Annotated in this window: 16 protein-coding genes; 3 read left to right on the top strand and 13 right to left on the bottom strand. The window is 38.6% G+C overall.

The genetic code is table 11. The features are described 5' to 3' along the window. Positions 1-8 precede the first annotated feature (8 nt). The 3 genes from B9T23_RS09570 to galE are packed head-to-tail and all read left to right on the top strand — an operon-like array spanning position 9 to position 3,947. Positions 9-1,265 carry a nucleotide sugar dehydrogenase gene (locus tag B9T23_RS09570; protein WP_067725771.1) on the top strand — a complete coding sequence of 419 codons (1,257 nt, stop codon included), beginning with the start codon at positions 9-11 and terminating at the stop codon, positions 1,263-1,265. Further along, the gene (gene pgi, locus B9T23_RS09565; protein ID WP_067725773.1) at positions 1,265-2,938 is read left to right on the top strand and encodes a glucose-6-phosphate isomerase; all 1,674 of its coding nucleotides are present in this window, start codon (positions 1,265-1,267) and stop codon (positions 2,936-2,938) included. The genes B9T23_RS09570 and pgi overlap by 1 nt, the downstream gene beginning before the upstream one ends. Next, entirely contained in the window at positions 2,931-3,947 is a 1,017-nt protein-coding gene (gene galE / locus B9T23_RS09560; RefSeq protein WP_067725775.1) for a UDP-glucose 4-epimerase GalE, read from the top strand. The genes pgi and galE overlap by 8 nt, the downstream gene beginning before the upstream one ends. Before the next feature lie 71 nt (positions 3,948-4,018). Here galE and B9T23_RS09555 read toward each other — a convergent pair whose 3' ends face one another. The 13 genes from B9T23_RS09555 to ribBA form a co-directional block, all read right to left on the bottom strand. After that, complete coding sequence (locus B9T23_RS09555) at positions 4,019-5,389, bottom strand: phosphohexomutase domain-containing protein (RefSeq protein ID WP_067725777.1); 1,371 nt, start codon at positions 5,387-5,389, stop codon at positions 4,019-4,021. A gap of 325 nt (positions 5,390-5,714) precedes the next feature. Then, on the bottom strand, positions 5,715-7,313 hold the full coding sequence (locus B9T23_RS09550; RefSeq protein ID WP_067725779.1) for a Tn7-like element transposition protein TnsE: 1,599 nt from the start codon (positions 7,311-7,313) through the stop codon (positions 5,715-5,717). Positions 7,314-7,425: 112 nt separating this feature from the next. After that, a complete protein-coding gene (locus tag B9T23_RS09545) occupies positions 7,426-8,958 on the bottom strand; it encodes a TnsD family Tn7-like transposition protein (RefSeq protein ID WP_067725781.1) in 1,533 nt (510 codons plus the stop codon). A gap of 2 nt (positions 8,959-8,960) precedes the next feature. After that, complete coding sequence (locus B9T23_RS09540) at positions 8,961-10,643, bottom strand: AAA family ATPase (RefSeq protein WP_067725782.1); 1,683 nt, start codon at positions 10,641-10,643, stop codon at positions 8,961-8,963. 33 nt (positions 10,644-10,676) lie between these two features. Continuing rightward, entirely contained in the window at positions 10,677-12,839 is a 2,163-nt protein-coding gene (locus B9T23_RS09535; RefSeq protein WP_086193956.1) for a Mu transposase C-terminal domain-containing protein, read from the bottom strand. Beyond that, positions 12,823-13,626 carry a TnsA endonuclease C-terminal domain-containing protein gene (locus B9T23_RS09530; protein WP_086193955.1) on the bottom strand — a complete coding sequence of 268 codons (804 nt, stop codon included), beginning with the start codon at positions 13,624-13,626 and terminating at the stop codon, positions 12,823-12,825. Before B9T23_RS09530 ends, B9T23_RS09535 begins: the two co-directional genes overlap by 17 nt. A 155-nt stretch (positions 13,627-13,781) precedes the next feature. Further along, positions 13,782-15,620 (bottom strand): glutamine--fructose-6-phosphate transaminase (isomerizing), encoded by a 1,839-nt coding sequence (gene glmS / locus B9T23_RS09525; protein ID WP_086193954.1) that lies wholly within the window; start codon positions 15,618-15,620, stop codon positions 13,782-13,784. A gap of 12 nt (positions 15,621-15,632) precedes the next feature. Continuing rightward, entirely contained in the window at positions 15,633-16,997 is a 1,365-nt protein-coding gene (glmU, locus tag B9T23_RS09520) for a bifunctional UDP-N-acetylglucosamine diphosphorylase/glucosamine-1-phosphate N-acetyltransferase GlmU (RefSeq protein ID WP_086193953.1), read from the bottom strand. Positions 16,998-17,019: 22 nt separating this feature from the next. Further along, the gene (locus tag B9T23_RS09515) at positions 17,020-17,541 is read right to left on the bottom strand and encodes a phosphatidylglycerophosphatase A family protein (RefSeq protein WP_086193952.1); all 522 of its coding nucleotides are present in this window, start codon (positions 17,539-17,541) and stop codon (positions 17,020-17,022) included. After that, on the bottom strand, positions 17,519-18,451 hold the full coding sequence (thiL, locus tag B9T23_RS09510) for a thiamine-phosphate kinase (RefSeq protein ID WP_086193951.1): 933 nt from the start codon (positions 18,449-18,451) through the stop codon (positions 17,519-17,521). The genes B9T23_RS09515 and thiL overlap by 23 nt, the downstream gene beginning before the upstream one ends. Before the next feature lie 20 nt (positions 18,452-18,471). Beyond that, the gene (gene nusB, locus B9T23_RS09505) at positions 18,472-18,921 is read right to left on the bottom strand and encodes a transcription antitermination factor NusB (RefSeq protein WP_067725795.1); all 450 of its coding nucleotides are present in this window, start codon (positions 18,919-18,921) and stop codon (positions 18,472-18,474) included. A gap of 4 nt (positions 18,922-18,925) precedes the next feature. Continuing rightward, positions 18,926-19,396, bottom strand: coding sequence for a 6,7-dimethyl-8-ribityllumazine synthase (gene ribH, locus B9T23_RS09500; protein ID WP_004649641.1), 471 nt, complete (start codon positions 19,394-19,396; stop codon positions 18,926-18,928). A gap of 18 nt (positions 19,397-19,414) precedes the next feature. Next, positions 19,415-20,530, bottom strand: a complete 1,116-nt coding sequence (ribBA, locus tag B9T23_RS09495) for a bifunctional 3,4-dihydroxy-2-butanone-4-phosphate synthase/GTP cyclohydrolase II (protein ID WP_086193950.1) — start codon at positions 20,528-20,530, stop codon at positions 19,415-19,417. Between the last annotated feature and the right edge of the window lie 223 nt (positions 20,531-20,753).

The following is a 20,753-nucleotide window of genomic DNA, read 5'->3' as shown; positions in this document are numbered from 1 at the left end:
GAGCTTCTATGAAAGTTGCGGTATTTGGACAAACCCTTTATGCAGGTGTAATGGCAGCTTTATTGGCAGAGTGTGGACATCAGGTGTATTGGTGTGATGTATTAAAAAAAACATCGTCAGAACAGGCTTATGCACAAGATGAAGCGGTTAAGCATTTATTGGAAAAACAAGCAAAAAATGGATTTCTTCAATACTGCAACTTCAATGAAATTTCTTTAGATATCGATGTTTATTTTTTTAGTTTAAGCCCTGCTGAAGAAGCACAAGGCATCGAAATTTTAAAAGAGCTCAAACAACGACCCATTATTCATCCTAAATTGATGATTAATGCTTCAACTTTGGGGTTGCATGGCACTGAAAAATTTCAAAAAATGCTATCTGAAGATGATTGGATTTATTTACCTGATATTATTCAAGAAGGTAATGCGCTACCAAGTATGACCCAAGCCGAACAGCTGATCGTCGGCTGTACTCAATCTGCAGTTCAAAACAAAGTCAGGGAATTGTTGCGTCCTTTATTTCCGCGTCAGCAACAATATCTATTTATGCCAATTCTTGATGCTGAATTTACCAAACTCAGTATTTCCGGCATGTTAGCAACGCGCATTAGCTATATTAATGATTTAGCTGTAGTTGCGGAAAAACTAGGCATTGATATTGAACATGTCCGTCAGGGTATGGCCGCAGACAGCCGAATTGGTGCGTCATATTTGTATCCAGGTACGGGCTTTGGTGGGGAAAACTTCTCACACGACATTATGACTTTAGCAAATACGGTTTCTGGTACTGGGGTTAAAAGCCAATTACTGGCTCAAGTTTGGGAAATTAACGAACAACAAAAAGAGCTATTATTTAGAAAATTATGGAACTATTTTAATGGTGACTTAAAAGGCAAAACAGTCGCCATTTGGGGAGCTTCATTTAAGGAAAATACCTCTCGTATTCAACAATCTCCTATTCATGTCATGCTGAATGCATTATGGGCACAAGGGGTTAAGGTGCAACTCCATGATCCTCAAGCACTTGCTGAAATTGAAAAAACATATGGTCATCGTGAAGACTTGATTTATTGTACGGATCAATATGAAGCTGTAAAAGATAGCCATGCGTTGTGTTTACTGACTGCGTGGAAGCAATACTGGAGTCCAGATTACAAGAAACTGCTCCAAACCATGCAGCATCCCTTAATTTTAGATGGTCGTAATATTTTTGATCCTGATTATGTCAAAGCACAAGGTTTTGCTTATATGGGAGTGGGGCGCTAATGGTACAGAATATTCAGCCTTATCCCGTAGAGAATTTAAATACTATTATTACTCGATTGAATTTTCTGAAAAATGAATTTGAACATAAGCATTTAACAGAATTATTTAAAGAAGATAATGAACGCTTTCATAAATTCTCTGTAGATCTAGATCCGATTGTTTATGATTTTAGTAAACATCGTGTAGATCAAAAAGTGATTGATTTACTTGTGCAGTGGGCGCACGCACAAGATTTAAAATCATGGATTAAAAGACTTTTTTCAACAGAAGAAATTAACTATACCGAGCACCGCTCTGCAATGCATTGGGCTTTGCGTCTTCCTGAAAATGATTCAGTACATTCACGGCTTTCCACTCAAGTACATTCGCAATTACAGCGAATGTTTGCCTTGGTCGAAAAAATCCATGCAGGGCAATGTCGCGGTGCAACTGGTGAAGTCATTCAGGATGTAGTGAATATTGGGGTCGGTGGATCAGACCTTGGACCACTGATGGTGACACAGGCTTTATCTGATTTTAAGCAAGCGACTGCAAAACCCCTCAGTGTACATTTTGTTTCGACTATTGATGGTAGTCAGTTATCCGAATTGCTGCATAAGCTGCGTCCTGAAACCACCCTGTTTATTATTTCATCCAAGTCATTTGGTACCATTGATACCTTATCCAATGCACAAACGGCGCGTTTGTGGCTAGAAAAGGCATTCGGTCAACATGTTCAAGTCCTCAAGCACCATTTTGTAGGTGTATCGACCAAACCTGAAAAAATGACTGAATGGGGGATTGCTGAGGAAAATCAATTTCTACTTTGGGATTGGGTTGGCGGGCGTTATTCTCTCTGGTCATGTATTGGCTTCCCTATTGCTTTAACGATCGGTGTGGAAGGCTTCAAGCAATTGCTTGCAGGCGCACATGCCATCGATCAACATTTCCAAACTGCGCCTTTAAGTCAGAATATTCCCGTACTGATGGGCTTGCTCGGGGTTTGGAACAATAATTTTCTTGATATTCAAACGCATGCAGTACTGCCGTATGATGGCCGTTTAAAATACTTTGCCTCTTATTTGCAACAGCTAGAAATGGAATCAAATGGTAAGTCGATTCAACGTAATGGTGAAAAAGTAGAATTAGATACCTGTCCAATCGTTTGGGGTGAAGTGGGACCAAATGCCCAGCACGCCTTTTATCAATTGTTACATCAGGGTACACAGGCAGTGAGTTGTGACTTTATTGCACCAGTGCAACGTTATAATTCTAACCAGTTTACCTATATAGATAATGCAGATGCATTAGTTGAACAGCATCATTTAGCCTTATCCAATTGTTTGGCACAGTCACGTTTATTGGCATTTGGTAATCAGGCGCTTGATCAAAATGTATTAGAAGATTTAGCACCTTATCAACAGTATTTGGGTAATCAACCGAGCAGTACCATTTTATTACAAGAATTGAATCCCTATAGTTTAGGCATGCTAATTGCCATGTATGAACATAAGGTGTTCGTACAATCTGTACTTTGGAATATCAATCCATTCGATCAATGGGGCGTGGAAAAAGGTAAGGAAATTGCCAATCAGCTATTACCCATTTTAAATGGTGATGTGCAGGATATTTCGAGTTTAGATGCCTCTACTCAAGGTTTAATCCAAATATTATTGGGAAAAAAACATGGCTAAAATTTTAGTGACCGGTGGGGCAGGTTATATTGGCTCGCATACCTGTGTGGAACTGTTAAATTCGGGACATGAGGTTGTGGTTCTGGATAATCTTTGTAATAGCTCAGAAGAATCCCTGAACCGTGTGCAGGTACTGACCGGAAAAACCTTAGCCTTTGTTGAAGGTGATATTCGTGATGCACAGGTTCTGGATCAGGTTTTTCAGCAGCATTCCATTGATGCAGTGATTCATTTTGCAGGTTTAAAAGCTGTAGGGGAAAGTCAGCAAATTCCATTGACCTATTTCGATAATAATATTGCAGGTTCAATTAGCTTGGTCAAAGCAATGGAACGGGCAGGTGTATTTAATTTGGTTTTTAGCTCATCGGCAACAGTTTATGATGAAGCAAATACATCTCCGCTGAATGAAGATATGCCAACAGGCATGCCGAGTAATAATTATGGTTATACCAAACTGATTGTTGAACAGTTATTAGAGAAATTAGCGATCTCCGATAAGCGTTGGTCGATTGCTTTATTACGTTATTTCAATCCGGTTGGTGCACATAAAAGTGGGCAAATTGGTGAAGATCCGCAAGGAATTCCAAATAATTTAATGCCATTTGTGACCCAGGTGGCAGTAGGTCGTCGTGAAAAGCTGTCTATTTTTGGCCAGGATTATGACACCATCGATGGCACTGGTGTGCGGGATTATATTCACGTGGTCGATCTGGCCAATGCTCATTTATGTGCCCTGAATAACCGTCTTGGGGCACAAGGTTGTCGTGCCTGGAATATTGGAACAGGCAATGGTTCATCTGTGCTTCAGGTTAAAAATACTTTTGAAAAAGTAAATGGTGTACCCGTCAAATTTGAATTTTCGCCACGTCGAGAGGGTGATGTTGCAACATCATTTGCCGATAATGCACGTGCAGTTACAGAACTGGGTTGGCATCCACAATACGGCTTGGAAGACATGCTTGCCGACAGCTGGAACTGGCAGAAGCAAAATCCGAATGGCTATCGCTAAAATGCTTGAATTTGTATGAATAAAATGGGAGCAAAATTGCTCCCATTTTTATTGTACGTGATACAGCAGTATTAACTCTGGATCAGCTGAGTTAACTCATCCACATAGTCTTGCATCGGTCGTGGATTTTGATCACGACGGCTTTCGATATTTAAACGTAAGAGTGGTTCGGTATTTGAAGCCCGCACATTGACACGCCAGGCACCAAAATCCAGGCTGACGCCATCCGTTTGATCAATTGCAGGTTTTTGATCGGCATAGTGATCGAAAATCTTTTGAATTGTTTCCTGAGTATCGGATACTTTGAAATTGATTTCACCCGAGCAAGGGAATTTGGCGATCATTTCTTCTACAAGGCTAGACAATGGTTTCTGGGTTTCAGACAAGACTGATAACGCCAATAACCACGGAATCATGCCGCTGTCGCAGTAGGCAAAGTCACGGAAATAGTGATGGGCACTCATTTCACCGCCATAGGCCGCATTGTGTTCACGCATCACATCTTTAATAAAGGCATGGCCTGACTTCGACTGAACGGTGATCCCTTGGTATTGTTCCACGATATCCAGCGTATTCCAGACCAGACGTGGATCATGTACAATTTTTTCACCCGATTGTTTCAGTAAGAAGGCTTGAGCCAAAAGACCAACAATATAATAGCCTTCAATAAACTGGCCTTTTTCATCAAACAGGAAACAGCGATCAAAGTCACCATCCCAGGCAATCCCCATATCCGCGCCATGTTCAATCACCGCATTACGGGTGCTGTCACGGTTTTCAATTAAAATCGGGTTGGGAATCCCGTTCGGAAAATTGCCATCGGCTTCATTATGAATTTTGATAAATTCAACCGGAATCTGCAGCTGTTGAAATTTTTGTTCAATCGCATCGACCACATGACCTGCAGCCCCATTACCGGCATTCATCACCAGTTTCATCGGACGGATTTTTGCCGGATCAATATAAGTCATCAGGTGATCAATAAACTCAGGCAGAATATTGTATTTTTCAGTACGGCCTTTGTGGGTGACTTCAATAAATTTACCTGATTCTGCTAAAGCCTGGATTTCTTTAAGACCGGTATCGGCACTGATTGGGCGCGCATTTTCGCGTACCAGTTTCATACCATTATAATCCATCGGATTATGGCTAGCCGTTACTTCAATTCCACCTTGAACATCGAGATGAAATGCGCCGAAATAAACTTCTTCAGTGCCGGTCATGCCCAGATCTAGAACATTGACCCCGGCATCATTTAAACCGCGAATGGTGGCCTGTTTTAAACCTTCACTGCTAAGGCGGATGTCACAGCCAATCACCACGGTTTTCGGTTGATAGATCTGTCCATAAGCACGCCCAACTTTATAGGCAATGTCTTCATTCAGTTCAGTGCCGAGTTTGCCGCGAATGTCATAGGCTTTAAAACAAGTGAGTTGTGTCATCTGAATTCTCTACATAATTCCTGAGAAGTGAAGTGTAGGCCAGTAATAAAGTTTCACCCTAAATTTGTGGTAACTAATTAATTTATATCGTTCATGATTTGGTTTTTTGAAAATAAAGTATCATCGTAGATCACAGTATATTCTCAACTCTATAAAAAAAATAGTAATAAAGTATCATCTTAAATATAAGTAGATACAATTCCAAGGCTAAAGCACTTATGCCATTGAGGTTACAGATATTTAAAAGGCTAATTCCCATAAAACTAAGAAATATCCAAACAACAAAAGATATTTTTTTCAATTGCTCATGCTATAGAAAAATCTATTAAGTAGATTTTAAAACTTCTGTAAATCGTTTTACCCAATCTTTAAACTCTTTATCAGATTTAGCTATCTCAAATTTGTTTTTTGGATGGTTAACACCTTTGGGAATACCAATATTTTTTAAGGATTCTGCAGTAGGCCAACGTAAAGAGCGTTTAATAATGTCTTCTTTAAAGCTCTGAAAATGTTGATCCCATATTTCCAAACTATCAACCTTAATAATTAATGTAGACAGTGATTTTCGATTGTCGCTGGTATCAATTTCTAGAATGACGAATTGTTTATTTTGAAATTCTAGCTGTGCTTCAGCGATACATCGAAAGTTACCATCATCAGTCATATGTACCTTGGATCGATTCACAGCAGGAAGCTTAGAAATGGTAAATCTAAATTTTGATAGAATATTATGCTGTGATCTGAATTCCTCAATCATAGCTTGAAATGCTTCAAATCGTTTCATGAATAGCTCAAGATCATCACTTTCATCTTGGCAATTTTCAAACTCTCCTCGGCCAATTTCTCCAAAAATACTAGATTCACCTGTACCTACGTCAGGTTCAGGTAACGTATTTATATCATCGTTATTAAGTCTACCCTTTTTACCAGAATGTTTAATTACTGCTTTTTTTGTTTCAAAAGGTGATGAGAGTGTCATTACTATTTTGGGTGAATCAATGATTACTGTTGGCTTATCACTATTAGCTTCTTTCTCATTATCAATTATAGGATCTTCATTTCTTGGAGCTTTACTGCCTCCTGAAGAACCGTCAGAACTTACTTGAGTATTTTTAACAGTAAATGTTGGACTACAAAAAATGACTGTATGATTAATTTCACTAGGTAAGTTTGATATTGCTAGAATTTCATTTACATAATATTTGTTTTTCTTTGGACTTAAATATACTTTTAATGTGATTTCAGCACCTTTTAATGAGGGTGGTACAAAATTGAAGTTCCAGAATTCTCGGATTTTTGTCTGATATTTTCCCTCAAAAAGATTCTTTGAGATGCTTTCAAAGGATGTGCGTGCTTCGGTATCGAGTAATATCCATGCGAGCAAGCGGCGCATCCCGATATTATCATATTGGGCTGGGGGGAAGTTACACCATTCAGGAATATTAATAAGAGTTCGGTTATCTTCTCTTATGATGTCAAATTCACGAGAAAAACGCCTTTGATCCAATGCGGTACGAGATAGATAGGCATTATGCAAGAATAATACTCTAGCGAGTTCTATTTGAGGTAAAATAATTTTAATATCTGTGTATTTTCCATGAATATCGCTAACAATATTACTAAAAATATATTGTCCTGATTCATTAATTAAAATATCCCATTTCTGAAAATCATCAATTTTAATAGTGATCGTAGACTCATTAAAAGGAGTAAAGAGTTTAGTTTGATTGAATCGACGATTTCGTGCCAATAATGGCATGTTAGAAAAACGAGCATGGTTAAGTATATATCTCTGATCTTTTGTTGAATATTTATCATTTTCTAATCCAACAGTGATATTCCATTCACTATTTTTTATATCTTTAAAAATAGAACCTAAAAATGTAATTCTCGCATTTTCAGGAAAATTTTTAATTTTTATCATCAGTGCTTTACCATTTTAATCGTTGGTTGTTTGACTAGAAATTTATCATATATATAGAGACTTATTTTATTATATTTTAAAATTGTTTCATAAAAGTACGGATTCAATTCAATTAATTTTTAATCATATTAGGAAATTCATGAATGATATATTCTAGAAATTTTTTCGTTTCAGAAGTCATCCTCTCCTCACTTAATCCAGCTGTTCGTAGAATGCGCCACTGAGGAAGTGGTTGTCTGTTGAGATTACTATCTATAAAAACTTTTGTTAGACGCCTGATTTGAAAACAGCTAATATCTTCACAATATCGCTCTAGAAAGCATCTAATTAGGGGGAGTTTTTGCAAGTTTTTTTCTAATGTATTTGAAGTGGACGTCTGTTTTAACCACCATTTCGTAGAACGTCTCGGACTATCTAAATCCCAGATTAAAGTATTCTTAAGTTGGATAAGTTGCCTTACATACAAAAGATCGCGTTTTTGCCAATCAATTTTAGTCCCTTGTGGAATAAACTTCTGATGGAAGTTTTGGTTGGTCTGCAATAGCCAATCTTTATCGTTTCGATATAACCATGCATAAAGAGCTGCCTGCAGGTGACGAGCGGGTTTAACCCCATGGTTTTGTACTAAATCTACCCATTTTTCACGATTCTCAGCTCTGGTTATTTCAAAATTAGTATCTTGCGGTTTTATTTGATTATTTTGTTGAGAGACTACTTTCTGGAAGGATTTAACTTGAGTGAATATATCTGCAAAAGACCAGTCAGTATTCAAAAAAGCTTCGATTACAATAATATGCTCCAAATAACTAAAGCTTTTGCGATGTTTTCTAAAAATATGACGTAGCCAACTGGTTTCAGATGCTAAGTCATCCAAATGATATTGCCTAAGAAATTTTTGTGACCACCGTAATGATATTTTTTCTAAAATTTGGTCGAAAGCAATTTGGTTTTGCCCACGTATACAGCCATTTCGTTTAGCTAGTTCATTATAGAATATTGTCCACTGTTCATAACTTGATGATACAAAAGGTGGTATAGATAGCAATTCTATTAATTTTGAGCTAATAAAAAGTTCATCATTTGTTGCCGATTCCTGATTCCATTCAGTACAGGAAATATCTGAAGGTACAATGAAGTCATGTCGATGTAATGATCTTAAATCTAGTGTTGATTCGACAAGTTTACCGTGTTGTGGACAGCAAGCTCCCTGTATTTGCCATAAACGCAACCAGTAGAATTCACCTTTTTGAAGAGCTTGCTCTTTCAAACATTTTGGACAGTAGCGTAGTTTGTGAATAATAGGGATTCGTGAAGCATTAATTCCCAAAGAAAGATGTATTGAGCCTTGTGAAATATTAGCCATCCATTTGATACATTGTTTTCTTCTTACTTCAGGTACAAATGGTGCATATATAGGAAATAATGTATGTTTGTATATTATATTTTGTAGACTCAATTGTTCTTCAGAATACTGATTAACGATCGCATTAAGATGGCAGGGTAAATCAACCGTAGCAATAACCTGCCTATTTTTAAATACAGCATCAAGTAATTGCTTTGGACTTTCAAATGCCAAGCGGATTCCAGCACGAGCCACTGTACTATAAATAAGTTCATGTTCATAAGGCATAGGAAAATTTAGCATATCTAACTCACTTCTTTTATCCAATGAGATATATCAAAGATCAGATCTGTTTGGGTTTTTAGATGATCATAAAAACTTTGGTCATTCTCTTTTTGTGAAAATTGAAAACGTAAGTCAACTGAATCCAATGTATGCCATTGATTAAATTTAAGTAGGTTGGATTTAGGTGTTTTAGGTTTAGATAATGAGGAATCCTTTATTGGATCTATATCTTGCTTTAACCAGTCCATAATAATGGGAAGTAACTCGGTCAAGTGTTTATCAGGATATTCGGTAAATATCTTTTTAACCATTGGTATCAAAAGCTTAGTTTCATAACCAAGTTCAAGTAATAGATTGTGTAAGCGGATAGATTCGTCATGTCCTTGATATTCAGCAAGCTCATCTTCTTGCTCAAGTGCACTTTCTTCGATTTTGGAAAAGAGTTTTAACAATTGTCTGTCAATTTCAGGTGTGATCAAATCAGGATATTGTGCAATCCGTCTAGCATCACCTGAACGTAAAGCATCTATAATATGATGAATTGGTTTAAAATCTTCTTGATATGTATTTTGGAGCAATTTTACAGTAATTCGTTCTAGACCAGACTCAATTGCCCGTATTTGTGCAAGGACAAAAAGCTTAACAGTTACATCTAAAATACCTTGGGTTAGATCAAACCAGCATTGTCGTAACTCCTCTGAGAGTAAGAGATCAGCTTTTCTTAACCATTGATATTTCCAAAGAGCCTCTGTAAATGTCATCCACTCAGATTTTCGAACTTTTCCATCTGGAGTTTTTATTGCAGGCTCATTTTTTATAGGTTCCCAGTGGATTGAACCAAAACCTACAGCTCGACGTGATGAGCGCAGATCACGCTCAAATATATTACTTGCTTTAGGTGTTCCTACCATAATGATTGGCAAGCTATAAACATTCACTAAAGTCACAAAGAAATTTAACATTTCATCAGAATTTTTAGATCTGTTTGCCATGAGGTGTTGAATTTCATCAATTACCAAAAGACCGATTGCATGAAGATGGGCAATGTGTCCCATAAGTTGCAAGAGCTTTTGTTCATTATGTCTTTTTTGAGTATATTGTTGTTCATAATTAGTTCCTAAAGCACGGTCAACAGCACTAAAGAAACTTAAATATAGAGATTTAAGTGAGCCATTATATGGGCAGTCTATTTTTAGATAGACCAGTTGAGTGAAATTATGTTCAGGATGGTAAATTTTTTGTAGGTAATTTTTAAGAATGCGATTTAATGTGGTTGTTTTGCCACTACCAGAGAAGCCAATAAACACTAGACTCTGTGCTGTTGATATTAAATCTGTATGGCGAGAAGCATTAAAATCATTGCTTTTAATATGTTCAAAACTATTTTGTAAATGCCGATTTAAATCACCTGTAGTAATATTTCGTCCTACATAGCCTTTTCTCAACATAATAGAAATTTTTTGTTCTAATGTTAAATGTCGTTTAATAGGGTGAAAAAAATTATTTAATAACTGCGATATAATATGAGCACGAGTATTATTGGGGAGTTGTCTATCGGATAACTTAAATTCAATAGTGCCTTTAATGGCTTGGATTGTATCTTTTGCCTCAAAAATTACGGGTAATGCCTCGATAAAAGGATTCCCCTGATAATCAGAAACTGGACTTGCTGTATACACTGCATGGTTATTTTTATTCTTCATAATCGTATCCTGCCTATTTATATTTCGTGAATATCAACTTTCATCATTAGAATCTTCAAGATCATCTAGTAAATCTTGATAAACTCCAAAACGAAGTCTGTAATCTTCATCATCTTCTAAGTTTATGAATTGTTTGGACTTAGGCATATGGAGAATATTGTTTTCAGTTTTTGAAGATGACTCAGGGTGCTCTAGAACCGTCAAAGCACTTTTTGATGATTTTTGACTATTATTTCTCTGTTTCAATCGTTCAATATCTTTTTCAGCCTGTTTGTTTTCACGGAGATTAGTCAAACGTTGTTTTTTACTGGATGTAGAAGAAGGTTTGTTTTTATCTGCCTGAGCAATAATTGATTCAATACGTTCTTCAATATATGCTTGAGACCTATTGGTTTTTAGATTTTGAGCGGCTTCTACTTTCTTTTGTTCGTGTTGAACTTGCCAAACTTCCCAAAAACTACAGCCTATAAATTCTCTTGATCTTGGAGAAAGTGTAGCTTCCCAATAATCTAGACTATGCTCCTCATAAAACACATAAATTATTTCTGCATTACTTGGGTCATAAGCTACTTGAAATGATTGTGGACGAGAAATAGATTTTTTACGATGCATCCAGCCTTGTTCATATATTTCAGGGCAATGATAAAATACTCCAAACACTCTTAGTCCAAGGTCAGATAAGGTTGCTTTAACTTTAGGTAATAAAGCAACACGTAATGCTTTTTCAGAAACCTGTTTTAATTGACCTACGCGATGTTGTATTCCCCAATTCCATAAATGAATAGGAACTAAAGGAAGATCACTAGGCATATCTATATCACGATCATAAGTTGTCAATTGATGTGACGTATTGTGTGTAAGGATTGAACCAATAATGATCTGCTTAAATTCAGTTATCGTAAGTGTCGCATCTAACCGATAGTCAGACCCCCCACGTTTTTTCTCTTTAGCCTGTTGTACTACACCAGAAGCAAAAGGCTTAAATGTTGCCTGAATAGTTCTGAAATAACGCTCTACAATAGGTTTTAAATCTCCACGATAAGGCGGGGTATTCTCGATACGAATAGAAAATTTATATTCTAAAGCTTCAATCTGATGTCCTAATAATTCACCTCTATCTGCCAAAATGGCATCAGGTAATCCAATACACGGCCAGTCATCGTGTGTAATTTCATAACCATATTGTTTACACAACTCAACTTTATCTGTCATGGCAACTTGTAGAGCTTGCATGGCAGTCACATAGGAAGCATTTTCAAATCCAATATAGAAACCAACTACCATTCTACTAAATACGTCAGCAACTAGATAAATAGTCGGCCGTCCAACAATACAAGCACGATCAGAATCCGATACAAGATAAATATCTGCAATGGTTGCATCAATTTCATAGCGAGATCCAGGTCCTAAGACTTGGGTGTTTACAGTTGAATAGAGCTCTCGGATATCTTTTGCATAAGTAATTGGATTAGTTCGAGCAGTCAGCTGAGTTAGTTTGGGAAAATCACGATCATAAAAATATTTAAACTGCCAGATAGTTGGGATTTCGCTATCAGGAATATCTGGAAATAATGTATGATACATCGTAGAAAATTTACGATGAGCATAACCTAAAGAATATTTATCCTTTGTTAACATATATTTATTGATAATAATTCTAAATAGCCTTTCAATATTCTGATCAACTAATGCACCAACACCTTCAGTATATTTTCTTGGTCTCCCTAATTTTTTATCTTTTGCAATACGCTTAGTACCTTTAGCACCAGAATTTTTATAACTGGGAATAAGGGCATTTGGTGTTTGACCTCGTTGCCAGTATCGACGTGCCAATCTATAAATAGTCTGATGGGTTGTTTTGTGCTGTTTAATAATTGTTTTAACAAGGCTAAAGCGTATAGACGGATCATAGAAATTTTCATTAGAAATGAGTAAATCTATAATGTTCATTCCCATATCACGTTTTTTTTGCTGGACAGACCCTTCTGTTACATTAATCAATGAAATATCGGCAAAAGGATCTTCGATTATTTCTGCTTCGCCTGCCTCTATGGCTGTAAGTAATTCCTCTTTTTCAATTAAAAAGGGATTTGCATGGTGGTGGTTTAGATCAATCCATATAATATGAGAAGGAGTGATTTTAAGAAGTCGGTAGTCTTCACCGTGAAACTTATATACATCATTGATTCGAAACATGGCGAATTTCCTCCCATATTTCAAAATTCCCTAATTTAATCTCAGAAGCCTTAATCTTTTTATAGTCTTTAGTTATATCAAAAATGAAATAACGTTGAGCAAGTAGTTCTCGAAGCTCTGCTAAAGACGCACCAATTGGTAAATTATATGATTGATCTATTTTTTTACTTAAATCGATTAAATTGAGTTCAGGATATTGTGTAAATATATGAATGTACAAATTTAACTGATCATAAATTGTAGTACTAGATTCTCTCATGGCTGGATAAAGCCATTTGATGTTATTCAAAATAACTAAAGGAATTTCTTTTTCTGTAAGGATATACCAAGGTGTTTTTGTACTTTTCCAATATCTACGCTCTAGTTCTAGTTTTTCGATGATTCTCTCATTCTGTAAGTTATTTGTGTATTTAGTTCGAATGGCAAAATTTGGTTGGTCAGCAGTTTGACTATTAACATAAAAACTTGAACTTATAGTTTGTAGAGTATCTCTAACTTTTGGGTGAGAGATTTTAGCTTGTTCTGATATTTCCAGCGTAGCATTGAGAGGTAAGGGAAATTGCTCTCTAATATCAGTAATTAAAGGATTCCAGTCTAAAAGTAGAAAAATCGCAAGTTCTAAATCAGATAATAAATGATGGGTACGTTTTGTTGTATGACCAAAAACTCGGTGAGAACGACCTTTTGAACTAACATCCCGTATAGTAATCCATGGCTTATAATCTTTTAGATAGCCTTGTCCACGTCCTTCTTTAATCCAGCGTTTCTGCTGATGTTCTGTCGCCATAACAAATCGCCTGCTCTTCCTTATTAATTCAGAATAGCAGGCGATTAATAATTAGGCAATACAGGATGGTACTTTATTACCTGGGATGAAACTATATTACCTAGGGTGATACTTTATTACTTAAATACACAACCAGCCTTTTATATATTAAATCTTTATTCTACGGTGACCGATTTCGCCAAGTTACGTGGCTGATCGACGTCGGTGCCACGCAGTACCGCGACATGGTAAGACAGTAGTTGCACTGGGATACTGTAAACAATTGGAGCAAGGATCGGGCTGATACTTGGGACATGGACCACATGTTGGCGGTCTTTTTCTTTAATCCCACTGTTTTCATCAGCAAAAACAAATAACTCACCACCACGGGCTTGAACTTCTTCCATATTGGATTTGAGTTTATCTAGCATGTCATCTTGAGGGGCAAGAATCACCACAGGCATGTCATTATCAACTAGAGCTAATGGGCCATGTTTGAGTTCACCTGCAGCATAACCTTCAGCGTGGATGTATGAAATTTCTTTCAGTTTCAAAGCGCCTTCAAGTGCAATAGGAAACTCTGTACCACGACCGAGGAATAGGCAGTGTTGTTTCTCTACAAACAATTCAGATAAACGCAAAATATCTTTATCTTTTTGCAGGGTATCTAAAATTACTTTTGGTGTATGCCATAAATCAGTAATGATCGCGCTGGTTTTTTCAGCGCTGATACTTTGTTTCACTTGACCAATTTTTAAAACCAACAGCATAAGTGCTGCAAGTTGAGTAGTGAAGGCTTTAGTCGAGGCAACCCCAATTTCTGGCCCAGCCAAAGTGAGTAAACTATGGTTGGTTTCACGAATCATTGAAGATGTTGCAACATTACAAATGGTCAGGGTGGCAATGTTTAAATTTTTTGCAGCAGCACGTTTTTGTGTATCACGAAGCGCAGCCAAAGTATCAGCCGTTTCACCTGATTGAGAAATACACACATAGAGTGTGTTATTTACAATCACCGGGGTGCGATAGCGGAATTCACTGGCAATTTCAACCTGACAAGGCAAATCAATCAGTTGTTCGAACCAGTATTTTGCGATCATGCCAGCATGGTAACTTGTACCACAGGCAATGATTTGTACTTGTTGAATTTTTTCAAAATCAACCACAGCATTTTTTAAGAAATCTTCACGTAAAACATTTCCGTTTAATGCTTGGGAAATGGTTTGTTGAATCGCTTCTGGTTGCTCATAAATTTCTTTGAGCATGTAGTGTTTGTATTCACCTTTCGATGAATTGCTCACAGTCGCATCTAATTCTTTAACAGGACGTTCAACCAATTGACCATTTACAAATATTTCAATGCTATTGCGGGTTAAACGCGCAATATCACCTTCTTCAAGGTAAATAAAGCGGTTGGTAATTGGAAGTAAAGCCAATTGATCTGAACTGATAAAGTTTTCACCAATCCCGACACCAATCACCAAAGGTGAACCTTCACGCACGGTAATGAGTTCATCAGGATGATCGGTATGTACAATCCCGAGTGCATAAGCACCTTTGAGTTGCGGAACAACTTGTTGTACTGCAGTTAAAAGGCTAGAAGTCGATTTCAATGCATCATTGACTAAATGTGCGACAACTTCGGTATCGGTTTGTGAAGTAAATACATAACCGAGTGCTTCTAGATCATCTTTAAGTTCTTGATAGTTTTCGATGATGCCGTTATGAACAACAGCCACCGTGCCTGAAATATGTGGATGAGCATTATCTTCAGTTGGTTTACCATGCGTTGCCCAACGAGTATGGGCAATACCGAGTGAACCTTGAATATCAGCTTCTGCTACTGCCTGTTCCAAGTTGACGACTTTACCAACACGGCGTTCACGCAGTACATGGCCGCCATTAATCAGCGCCAGACCTGCCGAATCATAGCCACGGTATTCCAGGCGTTTTAAGCCTTCAATTAAAATATTGCTAATATTACGTTCAGCAACGCCACCGACAATTCCGCACATATTTAAATCCTCTTATTTTTTCAGTTTTTGGGGGCGTTGATAGTTTTCTTTAGCCACTTGTTTTGAACGTTCGAAAGCTAGGCTATTCTCGGCAACATCACGGGTAATCACTGATCCTGCGCCAATGGTTGCACCATTGCCAATGCTTACAGGGGCAACCAGTGAGCTATTTGAACCGATAAAAGCAGCATCGCCAATAATGGTTTTATATTTATTTGCACCGTCATAGTTACAGGTAATGGTACCCGCACCAATATTTGAACCTGCACCGACTTCAGCATCACCCAAATAAGTGAAGTGATTGGCTTTAGACCCTAGACCAATGCTTGAATTTTTAACTTCAACAAAGTTACCAATATGCACTTCGTTGGCAAGTTTGGCACCTGGGCGTAAACGTGCAAATGGACCAATTTGCGCATCACTACCCACAACAGCATTATCAAAGATACTATAAGGTTGAACTTTGGTGCCTGATGCAATCACAGTATTTTTAATCACACAACCGGCACCAATTTCAACATCATCACCAAATTCACAATCACCTTCAATAATCACATTGATGTCAATACGAACATCTTGACCAACTTTTAAGTTGCCACGTAAGTCAAAACGAGCAGGATCGATTAAATGCACGCCTTGCTGCATGAGTTTTTTTGCTTGGTGGTTTTGAAATTCACGTTCTAATGCTGCAAGTTGAACACGGTCATTAACCCCTTCAACTTCAAAAGCAAGTTCTGGTTCAACAGAAGCAACTTCCAAGCCATCTACAATCGCCATAGCAATAATGTCAGTCAGGTAATACTCACCTTGCGCATTTTCATTCGAAAGCTTGGGTAACCATTGATGCAATTTGGCATTGCTGACACAGTAAATACCGGTATTAAATTCTTTAATTTTACGTTGTTCATCATTAGCATCTTTATGTTCAACAATGGCTTGAATCTGACCATTTTTACGAACGATACGACCATAACCTGTTGCATCATCAACAGTTAAAGTCACAATACCAATGCCTGTTTGTGCTGAAGCATCAAGTAGACGTTGTAGTGTCTCTTGAGTCACACACGGTACGTCACCTGAGAGGATAAGAGATACACCTTCAGTAGGAAGTACGGGGAGTGTTACTTTTACGGCGTGACCTGTCCCGAGTTGTTCCGCTTGTTCAACCCATTGTATATTTTCTTGTGCGAAAGCTTGCTGTACTTTATCGCCACCATGACCATAAATGGTAATAATATTTGCCGCATTGAGTTTTTTTGCCGTTTCAATCACATGACCCAGTAAAGGACGTCCTGCAAGGGGTTGTAATACTTTCGGTAAATTAGAACGCATACGTGTCCCTTTACCTGCAGCAAGAATAATAACGCTAGTAGACATCTGTAATCCTACAATTTTTAGCTTAAGCCATCATGAACAATAAATAAATGTAAATGCACAGTGCAGCCCAAATGCCGGCGATAATATCGTCAAACATAATGCCAAAGCCGCCACCGATTTGACGATCGATCACGCGAATAGGCCAAGGTTTCCATACATCAAACAAACGAAATAAGGCAAATCCAACCACTACCCATAACCAGCTCATGTGCCCTAAATAAATGAGGGGTAAAAAGGTAATGGATTGTCCGGCAAACTCATCCCAGACAATGCGACCATCATCATGAACACCCATAACTTTGGCGGTTTGCCCACAAATATAGATGCCCACAAGGGACATCACAAAAATAGCCAAGATGGAATTCACAAATCCCAATGCCAGCCAAATAGGAATAAACAGCAATGCAAAAGCGGAACCGAATGTTCCTGGGGCTTTGGGAGCTAGTCCAGAACCAAATCCCACACCACAAAACACGATGCAGCGGTTTGACCATGACATGTTTTTAAAATTGATGCTGGGTTTATGCAAAGTGTTGGTATCCATGAAATTGCAGCGAATGATCTACGCCATTCTGCATAAAAGTTAAGCCTTTTTGTTGGGCGATTTGTCCAATCTTGGTAATGTTGACATCTAATTGTTGTTGCAAAAGTTTTTCATAATTTTGCGGGCTTATTGTAAAGCATAATTCATAGTCGTCGCCACCCGCGAGTGCGTATTGCCATTGCTTTTCTTGTTGTAATTTTTTTAAAGCGGCATCAACCGGTAGTTGATCTAAATCCAAAGTTGCACCGACATGCGATGCTTTAAGGATATGCCCTAGGTCTTGGGCTAAGCCATCTGATACATCAATCATGCTTGATGCCAAGCCTTTTAACTTTTGACCGAGCTGACAACGTGGTGTGGGATAATCCAGACGTTTTTGTAAGGGATGACCCAAATGTTGCAATGCATAAGCGGCATCACCGACTTGACCACTGACACAAATAAAGTCACCCACTTGAGCGCCAGAACGTGTTACAGCTTGGCCTGTTTCAATCCAGCCGAGGGCAGTGACTGAAATGGTCAGATGAGGACTTTGCGTGGTGTCACCACCAATTAAACTGACTCCAAATTGATCGCAACAATCATATAAACCCTGACTAAAGCCTTTCAGCCAGTCATGATCAATTTGGGGTAAGCTCAATGCAAGAAGAATACTATGCGGTTTGGCACCCATTGCAGCAATATCAGATAAATTGACAGCAACAGATTTCCAGCCAATGGCATGTGGGTTGGTATTTAAGGGGAAATGTCGACCGGCAACCAAAGTGTCGGTACAGATAACCAATTGCTGGTTGGGTGGGGGAGTGAGCAAGGCTGAGTCGTCACCAACACCTAAATCGACAGAATTGACATCGGTAGATGTAACAGTCTGACGATTGAAATAGGTGTCAATAATCGAAAACTCAGCCATACAACAAATCTACTGAAAAATTAGTCGGCTTGTTGCTTTTCTGCTGCACGTAAGCTTGCTGCTAAACGGTCCAATACACCATTGATGTATTTATGGCTGTCTGCACCGCCAAAGTGTTTAGCAAGCTCAATCGATTCATCTAAAACGACGCGATATGGAATTTCAAGATGATCTTTCAATTCATAGGCACCCAGACGAAGGGTTGCGAGTTCAACGCCATCAAGGGCGCTAACTTCGCGGTCAAGCACAGGGATTAAGAGCGCATCCAATGCTTCATGATTGGCAACCACTTGAGTCAACAATTCATGATAATAGCCGAGATCCACTTTGTGCATGGCATTTTCCACACGCGTACGTGCTTCAATCTCATGCACCGGATTGTGGCTCATCTGCCATTCATAAATTCCTTGTACAGCAAAGCGACGTGCTTTACGTTTCGCTGCATAAGTTGCTTGAAGTGTTTGCGACATAGCGTTAAATAGCCTTTAACAAGTTAACCATTTCAATCGCAGTAAGGGCAGCTTCGCCACCTTTATTACCTGCTTTTGTTCCAGAGCGTTCAATCGCTTGTTCAATACTATCCGTAGTCAATACACCGTTGATCACTGGTAAGCCAGTATCCAGGCCAACAACGCCTAAACCTTTGGCACATTCACCCGCAACAAAGTCAAAGTGAGGCGTGCTTCCACGAATCACGGCGCCAAGTGCAATGATCGCATCAAAACGATCTGAAGCGGCAAGTTTTTTTGCAACGACAGGAAGTTCCCAAGCGCCAGGTGCGTGAACAACAGTGATATTATCCTCTGATACGCCATGACGTTTCAACGTATCAATTGCACCTTCTAGCAAATGTTCAACAACAAAGCTATTAAAGCGACCCACTAAAATCGCGTAACGGCCTTCGCTCGCGAGATGTAACATACCTTCAATACGGCGAACTGCCATAGCAACCTCGATTATTTCTTAAGTTGTTTGATGTGCGGTGATGTATTCCACCACTTCTAAGTTAAAGCCAGATAGCGCGTTGAAACGTAATGGAGAGCTAAGCAACTTCATTTTTTCAACACCTAAATCACGTAAAATTTGTGCGCCTACACCAATCGTTTGATATTGCTGTGAAAGCGCAGCATTAGATTTTGTTGGTTTTGGCGCAGTCAAGCTGTCCAGTGCAGGACCCAAATCCTGTAAGTGGCGTTGACCAATCCAGACCAAAACACCGCGATCACTGTTGGCAATTTCTTTCAGTGCACGGTCTAAGTTCCATGCCGGTTCGCCATCTTGCTTATTCAGTTTAAGTAAGTCACGTGCCGGATTAAAGCCATGTACACGAACAGTAGTCACGCCGTCTTTCGGTTGACCTTTCACTAAAGCTAAATGAACGTCTGGATTACCAATTTCGCGGTAACGGTATAAATCAAAGGTACCGTATTCTGTATCAATGCTTTGTTGGTCAATACGTTCAACCGTTTGTTCATTGGTCATGCGGTAATGAATCAGATCGGCAATGGTACCCATTTTCAAACCATGTTTTTCTGCGAAAACTTCAAGGTCTGGACGGCGAGCCATGCTGCCATCTTCATTAATAATTTCACAAATTACAGATGCTGGCTCAAGACCTGCTAAACGAGCAAGGTCGCAACCTGCTTCGGTATGACCGGCACGGTGCAATACGCCACCCGGCTGCGCCATCAATGGGAAAATATGTCCGGGTTGTACGATGTCTGCAGGTTTTGCATGTGCCGCAACTGCAGTTTGAATTGTATGTGCACGTTCAGCAGGAGAAATACCTGTGGAAATACCTTGCGCTGCTTCAATCGACAATGTGAAGTTGGTGCCGTGTTGTGCACCGTTCGCATCCACCATTAAAGGTAGATTGAGTTGCTGGCAACGGTCGCGACTAAGCGTTAAGCAAACTAAACCACGCGCATGCGTAATCATAAAGTTGATGTCTTCTGCACGTACGTGTGTCGCCGCAATGACTAAATCACCTTCATTTTCACGATCTTCATCATCCATCAGGATGACCATTTTTCCTGCACGGATATCTGCTACGAGCTCTTCAACGGTATTGAGCGGCATCAACCTTCACCTTCTTTTTGTCTCAAATGACATTTTGCTTGCATTGATTGCTGCATAGTCTAACGTGTTTTGACGTCATTTGCCTATGCTTATTGATTTCCCTAAACTGCCCATTGTTATACACAGTCGTGGAATGCTTGAAAAGAGGACTTTATTTTAAAAAAACGTGATTATGCCCAATCTTTAAACAATTGAAATACATAAATAATGACAAGCTTATGCA

Source organism: Acinetobacter terrae (assembly GCF_002135195.1).
Lineage (GTDB): Bacteria > Pseudomonadota > Gammaproteobacteria > Pseudomonadales > Moraxellaceae > Acinetobacter > Acinetobacter terrae.
Note: the sequence above shows the minus strand (reverse complement) of the source record. Positions and strands in the feature narration are given on the sequence as shown.

Bases quoted from the DNA above. Each gene is read 5' to 3' on its own strand.
- B9T23_RS09570 (WP_067725771.1), top strand. From the start codon at position 9: ATGAAAGTTGCGGTATTTGGACAAACCCTTTATGCAGGTGTAATGGCA.
- pgi (WP_067725773.1), top strand. From the start codon at position 1,265: ATGGTACAGAATATTCAGCCTTATCCCGTAGAGAATTTAAATACTATT.
- galE (WP_067725775.1), top strand. From the start codon at position 2,931: ATGGCTAAAATTTTAGTGACCGGTGGGGCAGGTTATATTGGCTCGCAT.
- B9T23_RS09555 (WP_067725777.1), bottom strand. From the start codon at position 5,389: ATGACACAACTCACTTGTTTTAAAGCCTATGACATTCGCGGCAAACTC.
- B9T23_RS09550 (WP_067725779.1), bottom strand. From the start codon at position 7,313: ATGATAAAAATTAAAAATTTTCCTGAAAATGCGAGAATTACATTTTTA.
- B9T23_RS09545 (WP_067725781.1), bottom strand. From the start codon at position 8,958: ATGCTAAATTTTCCTATGCCTTATGAACATGAACTTATTTATAGTACA.
- B9T23_RS09540 (WP_067725782.1), bottom strand. From the start codon at position 10,643: ATGAAGAATAAAAATAACCATGCAGTGTATACAGCAAGTCCAGTTTCT.
- B9T23_RS09535 (WP_086193956.1), bottom strand. From the start codon at position 12,839: ATGTTTCGAATCAATGATGTATATAAGTTTCACGGTGAAGACTACCGA.
- B9T23_RS09530 (WP_086193955.1), bottom strand. From the start codon at position 13,626: ATGGCGACAGAACATCAGCAGAAACGCTGGATTAAAGAAGGACGTGGA.
- glmS (WP_086193954.1), bottom strand. From the start codon at position 15,620: ATGTGCGGAATTGTCGGTGGCGTTGCTGAACGTAATATTAGCAATATT.
- glmU (WP_086193953.1), bottom strand. From the start codon at position 16,997: ATGTCTACTAGCGTTATTATTCTTGCTGCAGGTAAAGGGACACGTATG.
- B9T23_RS09515 (WP_086193952.1), bottom strand. From the start codon at position 17,541: ATGGATACCAACACTTTGCATAAACCCAGCATCAATTTTAAAAACATG.
- thiL (WP_086193951.1), bottom strand. From the start codon at position 18,451: ATGGCTGAGTTTTCGATTATTGACACCTATTTCAATCGTCAGACTGTT.
- nusB (WP_067725795.1), bottom strand. From the start codon at position 18,921: ATGTCGCAAACACTTCAAGCAACTTATGCAGCGAAACGTAAAGCACGT.
- ribH (WP_004649641.1), bottom strand. From the start codon at position 19,396: ATGGCAGTTCGCCGTATTGAAGGTATGTTACATCTCGCGAGCGAAGGC.
- ribBA (WP_086193950.1), bottom strand. From the start codon at position 20,530: ATGCCGCTCAATACCGTTGAAGAGCTCGTAGCAGATATCCGTGCAGGA.